This is a genomic window from Verrucomicrobiota bacterium, from assembly GCA_016871675.1.
In the GTDB taxonomy this organism is placed as follows: domain Bacteria; phylum Verrucomicrobiota; class Verrucomicrobiia; order Limisphaerales; family VHCN01; genus VHCN01.
Map to the genome: position 1 here is coordinate 1 of VHCN01000109.1, position 5,464 is coordinate 5,464.

The 5,464-nt window shown below is 65.3% G+C and carries 8 protein-coding genes; 5 read left to right on the forward strand and 3 right to left on the reverse strand.

Annotated elements, in window-relative coordinates:
* The first annotated feature begins 23 nt into the window (after window positions 1–23).
* Entirely contained in the window at window positions 24–1,070 is a 1,047-nt protein-coding gene (rfaQ, locus tag FJ386_14790) for a putative lipopolysaccharide heptosyltransferase III (protein MBM3877953.1), read from the forward strand.
* A gap of 281 nt (window positions 1,071–1,351) precedes the next feature.
* Here rfaQ and FJ386_14795 read toward each other — a convergent pair whose 3' ends face one another.
* Both FJ386_14795 and FJ386_14800 read right to left on the reverse strand, forming a co-directional pair.
* Entirely contained in the window at window positions 1,352–2,239 is an 888-nt protein-coding gene (locus FJ386_14795) for a class I SAM-dependent methyltransferase (protein MBM3877954.1), read from the reverse strand.
* Window positions 2,032–2,706: a class I SAM-dependent methyltransferase gene (locus FJ386_14800; GenBank protein MBM3877955.1), complete on the reverse strand. Its 675-nt coding sequence runs from the start codon at window positions 2,704–2,706 to the stop codon at window positions 2,032–2,034. Before FJ386_14800 ends, FJ386_14795 begins: the two co-directional genes overlap by 208 nt.
* Window positions 2,707–2,798: 92 nt before the next feature.
* Here FJ386_14800 and FJ386_14805 point away from each other — a divergent pair, with 92 nt between their 5' ends.
* Genes FJ386_14805 through holA form a run of 4 tightly spaced genes read left to right on the forward strand, consistent with a single transcriptional unit; the run spans window position 2,799 to window position 5,192 of the window.
* Entirely contained in the window at window positions 2,799–3,206 is a 408-nt protein-coding gene (locus FJ386_14805) for a hypothetical protein (protein ID MBM3877956.1), read from the forward strand.
* Window positions 3,203–3,535 (forward strand): hypothetical protein, encoded by a 333-nt coding sequence (locus FJ386_14810; protein MBM3877957.1) that lies wholly within the window; start codon window positions 3,203–3,205, stop codon window positions 3,533–3,535. Before FJ386_14805 ends, FJ386_14810 begins: the two co-directional genes overlap by 4 nt.
* A complete protein-coding gene (locus FJ386_14815; GenBank protein MBM3877958.1) occupies window positions 3,532–4,014 on the forward strand; it encodes a bifunctional nuclease family protein in 483 nt (160 codons plus the stop codon). The genes FJ386_14810 and FJ386_14815 overlap by 4 nt, the downstream gene beginning before the upstream one ends.
* 14 nt (window positions 4,015–4,028) lie before the next feature.
* Window positions 4,029–5,192 carry a DNA polymerase III subunit delta gene (gene holA, locus FJ386_14820; protein MBM3877959.1) on the forward strand — a complete coding sequence of 388 codons (1,164 nt, stop codon included), beginning with the start codon at window positions 4,029–4,031 and terminating at the stop codon, window positions 5,190–5,192.
* A 27-nt stretch (window positions 5,193–5,219) separates the two neighbouring features.
* On the opposite strand, the gene FJ386_14825 is transcribed toward holA, so the two are convergent.
* Window positions 5,220–5,464, reverse strand: a 245-nt coding sequence (locus FJ386_14825) for a CoA-binding protein (protein ID MBM3877960.1), incomplete at its 5' end; no start/stop codon positions are given.

Sequence of the window (5,464 nt, forward strand, 5' to 3'; positions counted from 1 at the left end):
CACCGCCTAAACAAGTCCCGCTTGTGCATTTGCTGTTCCTCAAGCCCAAACACATCGGTGACGCGCTACTGCTCACGCCCACACTGATGGCAGTGAGGGAGCGTTACCCTGCCGCGATGATTTGGGTGCTGGTGCGGCGCGGCACGGAATCCATCCTGGCGGGGTGTCCGGCCATCGATCGCATCGTGACCACGGCGGCACCGGAGGCAAAAAGACGCGGGCTCTCGGCGCTGCGCGACGATGTCAAACTGGTGAGGGAGTTGCGGCGGCAACACTTTGATTATGCGTTCGAGTTTAGCGACAGCGACCGAGGGCGTTGGCTGGCGTGGTTGAGCGGGGCACGAGAACGCGTCGCCACCCGATTCTACGCGCGGATAAGCTGGATCGCGCGCCGGGCGATCACCCGTTTCTCAGACAGTGACTGGCTGCAAGGCCACCGGGTGGAGAAGGATTTTATGCTGGTGCACGAGACAATCCCGTTGGGATCGCCGGTGCCGCCTTTGACCTTCAGCCGGGAACGGAGGGCGGAGTGGTCCCCAGCCGCCGCGCTGGACGAGTTTGCGGTGCTGCATCCCGGGACGCGCTGGCAGCGCAAGCGGTGGCCGCTGGAACGATGGGTTGAGTTGGGACGGATGCTTCAGGCCCGGAACTTGAAGCTGGTGCTCAGCTCGGGGCCCGATGCGGAAGAGCGCGAGGGGGCGCGGCGCTTGCAACAGGAACTGGGTCCCAGTGTGTTGAACACGGATGGGCAGACCACTTGGGCGCAACTGGCCGGGTTGCTGGGAAAGGCGCGTCTGTTCGTAGGCGTGGACACGGCTGCAATGCACCTGGCCGCCGCGTGTCAGTGCCCAACGGTGGCGCTGTTCGGGCCGTCTGTGCTGCATTTTTGGCGGCCGTGGCGCGTGGTGCATCGGGTGGTGATGTCAGAAGGGGCGAGCGAGGCCCAAGAATCAACTGACTTTCTGAGCCGCGTGCCGAGTTTGAGCACCGATGGGGTGCCGACAGCAAAGGTTTACGCTGCGTGTCTGGAAATGCTGGCGCCGACGAGGACTGAGACTGCGATCCGATAATGCGTTTCCTGAGTCTCAATTTCTGTGGAGCCCATTGCGCGAGTTCGTGGTATCGCATCCACGCCTTCCAAAGCGGGCTTGCTGATAGCACACCACGCATTCTCTGCGTGCGGACGTCGATCAGGGGCTGCTTAGCTGGGCAAAGCCTAAGTCTTTGAGATCACAAAGAAACGATGCAGACTGGCCGGAGCCATCGTCCGCAACATAACCGGCGGTAAGCTCAAGCTCACGTGTATCGAGCAATGGGACCGGTCAGCGGCCACCGACCTGCAAGACCGACCTCAGCGGCCGGTGGAAGGGCGACCGAGGCGCTTGCGCAGGCTGAGTTCCAACTGCAAAACGGGCGACCACGCCAGCGCCCACAGCCGGTCCAGCCCGTTCACTTCGCGCCGGGCGCTTTCACGCTCACGTCGGATGGCCAGCAGGCTACCAGCCTGGCCCACGCGGGTGAACTGGGGGTAGTTCCGCAGCAGGCGGTTCAGCGGCCACGTCACGCCCTTGAACGCCGTCCCGTAGTCATGGAAGCACGCCAGTCCGCCAACCTCGAGCAGTCGCAACCATCGCAGGTCGGCCATGACATGGCGGATCTTATGCGAGGCGTCCACGAGGATGAAGCCGAACCGCTCGCCGGTCGCCGCCGAGCGCTCGAAAGCCTCACTACTGCGCGCGACGCGGAAGTCCACGGCCTCCGGAGCAATGCCGTGCTGGCGCAAATTGCCGCGCACGATGTCGAACTGGTTCGGGAAGTAAGCCATCGTGTCCACAACCGAAAATGCCGGCCGGCGCTCCGGCGCGTAGCAGCCCAGCATGAAGCAGAGCGTGCCGCCGGCAGCGGTGCCAACTTCCAGATGCCGTCCGCGCAGTTCTGACGCGGTGAGCCATTGCCGGAGGGCCGACAATTCCTCGGCGGACATCTCCGGCTGGAGGGTGGTGGCGGACGGGCGAAAAGCCATGCAGCGATTCAGGCGGCGACGGCGGTCTTCTCGTAAACGGCGAACAGCGTGTGCGCGTAGCGGTTCGCGTAGCGTTCGCCGGGATGGCGCAAGTGGCGCAGCAGGCGGAGGGGCAGCGGACGTGGCTTTTCCGCCATGCGCAGGTCCACCAGCCGCAGGGGGCCGACGGCCTTCGCCTCGAAAAACTCGCGGGCCTGCGTAAGGTTGATGAACCATTTGTGCCGATCCGACGGTCGTTGCAGAGGCAGACCGTAGTGGGAGATGGAGCCTTGCCCCCTCTCGAGTTGCCGGCGTGCGGCGCACCAGCAGTTCGGCAGCGAGATAATCAGGTGCCGCCGCGCCACACGCACCAGCTCGTCGAAGATGCGGTGGAGGCCGTCCAGATGTTCGAGCACTTCCACGCAAACGACGCACTCGAATTGACCGTCGGTAAACGGCAGCCGCTCCGCCTGTTCCAAGTCGATCACGTGGTCAGGCTTGCCGACGATGTCCACACCCACGTAACGGACCCCGGGCAGCAGCGCGCGCAGCGGGGCCTCGTAACAGCCGACGTCCAGCACCGAGCCGGTCAGATAGGAACGGTAGTGGCGGACGATGAACTCGGTGCGCTGCTCCCGCCGTTTAAACGCTACATACTCGGTTGGAATGTTTCGCATCGAAGGCACGGTAGAGGAACGGGGCATGGGCGGACAGAAAAAAGCCGTTCTGCTCACGCTAGTCACATGAACCGTCCTTGCCCTTGCCTTGACCCGCCGGTGTTTCTAAGTTTGCGTCGGTGTCCGGCACAAATCCCAATCCCAATCCCAATCCCAGTCCCGCGTCCAGCACCCAGTCCTTCCGGGCCGAGCGGAAGCGCCAGCACAATCGGCTGGCCGACTGGGCGAACCGGCTGGCCGAATGGCGTGACCGCCTGCTTCCGGGCGAATTCGGCCGACTCTACCACCATATCAGGCCGCACAGCATGATGAGCCACCCCCGGCTGCGCGGCATTCACCGGGCGATTCGGGAAGCGGCCGAACGCAACGTGCCGGGCGACCTCGTGGAGTGCGGCACCGCGCGTGGCGGCTGCGCTGCCCTCATGGGCCTTGCCTGCCGGGCGCGCGGCCCGCGCGGCACCGAGTCGCCCACGACCATCACGCGGAAGGTCCCGTCGGGCCGGCGTGCTGTGAAGCGCTGCGGATGAAACCGACGTCCGCCGGCGCGAACGAGCTGCACCGTGCCGTCTTCGCGCTCCACAACGCCCGCTGTCGGATGATAGCCATACTCAAAGCGGCCCGACATGTTGCGCGCGAAGAACACGCGCACCACGACTTCGCAGCCCCCGAGCAGCGTATGCGCGAGCGCGGAGTCGGCGAAGAAGTTGAAATACTTGAAGAAGCCGAGCACGACGAGGTTCGTGACGATGCTCAGCACGAGGAACGCGCGGCGCTGCCGGTTCGCGCGCGGGGTCCGGTCGCGGATCCGGCCGCGACCTTGTCAACCCACCCCGCCGGGCCTACACTCGCGGCATGAAGAAAGACGCCGTGCAAGTGCAGATCCGTTGCATCCATCCGTATCTGTCGAACAACGGCATGGCGATCTTCCTCGGCAACAAGGAGAAGGTGTTCATCATCGCGGTGGACACCCACATGGCGCGCGTCATCGAGGAATTCCGGGCGGACGTGCCGAAGCAGCGGCCGATGACTCACGACTTGTTGGTGAGCTTCATGAAGGGCTTCGGCGTCACCGTCGAGCGCGTGGTGATCACCGACCTGCGCGAGTCCACGTTCCACGCGAAGCTCGTGCTGCTCCAGCAAAACGAACTCGGCAGGAAAATCGTCGAGATTGACGCGCGCCCGAGCGATTCCATCGCGCTGGCCGCCGCGCAAAAGCGGCCCATCTACGTCGCCCGCGACCTCTTCGACCGGATGGAGGACGTCTCCGAGACGCTCGATCGCATCGCGGAGGCGGGGGACAGCGCCGGGACCAAGTTCGAAGCCGGAGAACCTTGAACCGCCGCGCCCCGATGCCCAAGCCCGGCGCAACCGCGGCCACCGACGCCGCGCCCCCATCCCCCGTGGCCCTCGTCTGCGGCGAGGATGACTTTGGCGTGAAGCAACGCGCCCGGCAGATTCACCAGCAGTGGTGCGCCGAGGCGGGCGGCATGGATCACGAGACCATCGACGCCGCGGCCGCGAACAGCGGCGAGGCATTGCGCGCGATCGGCAAGCTCCACGAGGCGTTGCAGACGCTGCCGTTCTTCGGTGGGGCGAAAGTCATCTGGTTCCAGAACTGCAGTTTCCTCGACGACGAGCGCACCTCGAAGGCCGCCGCGGTCGCCGCCGCCCTCGGCGAACTCGCGCAGGTCTTGAAAACGTTCCGTTGGGACGGCGTGCGGCTGCTGATTTCGGCGGGCAAGGTGGACAAGCGGAAGGCGCTCTACAAGACGCTCGACAAGGTCGGCCGTGTCGAGGCCTTCGACCCGCTCACGCTCGACGACCGCGACTGGGCGGCGAAGGCCGAGGGCGCGGCGCTCCGGCAGTTGCGCGGGCTCAAGAAGGACATCTCCGACGAGGCGCTTGCCAAGCTCGTGAACCTGGTCGGTCCCAACCTGCGCCAGCTCGACAGCGAAATCGAAAAGCTCGCGCTGTTCGCCGCCGCCCGGCCGGGAATCGAAACGGCGGATGTCGACGCCGTCGTCACGCGCAACAAGCACGCGCGCGCGTTTGCGCTGGCCGACGCGCTCGGCGACCGCGACCTGCCGCGGCTGCTGCGCACGCTCGACAGCGAGTTGTGGGAGATGAAGTTCGACCGGAAGAAGAGCGAGGTCGGCCTGCTCTACGGCGTGATCTCGAAAGTGCGGGCGATGCTGTTTGCGCGCGAGATGGCTGCGGCGGGCTGGCTGGACGCGAAGATGAATTTCAATTCGGGCGGGGCCTATGCGCAGATCAAGTCGCAACTCGAGCGCGTGCCCGCGGGCGCATTCCCCGAGGACAAGCGGTTCAACCCGCGGGCGATGCACCCGTTCGTGATGCTCGGCGCGTTGCGGCAGTCGCGCAATTTCACCCAGCCCGAACTCGTGCGCGCGATGGAGCTGCTGCTCGACGCCAACCGCCAGCTCGTGAGCGGCAACACGGATGAGGCGATCGTCCTCCAGCACACGCTCTCGCGGATCGTCCGCAAGGAGTGATCCGAGGGCGCGATTTCACCCCGCCGTTCAAAGCCCGGCCGGCGACTCGCCGACATCCACGATGCTGCAGGCTTGGATGACGTTCAGTCCGAGCCGCCCCGCTTCGGCAAGAACTTCCGGGGATTCCGCGCCGGGATTCAGCCAGCATTCGTCGCAGCCTTTCGCCGCGATTTCGGGAAGAAGCTTCAAAGTCACCGCAGGCGGGAGGTAAACGCTGATGCGGTCGAGCTTCGCGGGAATGTCGGCGAGGCGCGCGACAACAGCGATGCCTT